The organism is Pelomonas sp. KK5 (assembly GCF_001984095.1).
GTDB lineage: Bacteria > Pseudomonadota > Gammaproteobacteria > Burkholderiales > Burkholderiaceae_C > KK5.
The window spans coordinates 1-736 of sequence record NZ_LYVQ01000522.1 but is presented as its reverse complement, the minus strand read 5'-3'; the positions used below and the strand labels follow the sequence as shown (position 1 = coordinate 736).

Below are 736 nucleotides of genomic sequence, written 5' to 3'. Positions count from 1 at the left end.
GGAGCAGGCCGGCGTGCCCTTCGAGCGCGGCAGCGAGGAGCTGTGCGCGCGGCGCTGCGTCACCGGCCTCGTGGCGCTGAACGACCCTTCCGGCAACCGCCACGAGATCGTCTGGGGCTACAAGTCGGATTTCACCCGCTTCGTCTCGCCGGTCGGCGTGCCGCGCTTCATCACCGGCGCCGCCGGCATGGGCCACACGGTGCTGCCGGCGCCGAACTTCGAGGCCACGCTGCGCTTCTTCCGCGAGGTGATGGGCTTCGCCCTCTCGGACCTGATGAACTTCCAGCCGGCCGGCCCGCAGGGCCCGACGCTGCCGATCCACTTCATGCACTGCGCCAACGCGCGGCACCACAGCCTCGCGCTGGCCGCCTTCCCGGTGGAGAGCGGTTGCGTGCACATCATGGTGGAGGTGGAGGACATGCCCGAGGTCGGCCGCGCGCTGGACCGGGTGGCCGCCCACGGCGTGCCGCTCTCCGCCACGCTGGGCCAGCACACCAACGACCGCATGACCAGCTTCTACATGCGCTCACCCGGCGGCTTCGACATCGAGTTCGGCCACGGCGGCGCGATGGTCGACTGGGGCCGGCACACCGTCCACGAATTCACCCGCGTGAGCCTGTGGGGCCACGACTTCTCGATCGGCAGAAACAAGCAATGACTGACAAACGCATGAGCGCCGCCGAGGCGGTGGCGCAGATCCGCGACGGCATGACCGTCGGCATCGGCGGCTGGGGCC

Annotated in this window: 1 protein-coding gene; it reads left to right on the top strand. The window is 70.4% G+C overall.

What is annotated here, in order from left to right:
* A partial coding sequence (locus B0W88_RS32100; protein WP_077038445.1) for a VOC family protein occupies window positions 1–658 on the top strand: 658 nt, incomplete at its 5' end.
* Window positions 659–736: the final 78 nt, after the last annotated feature.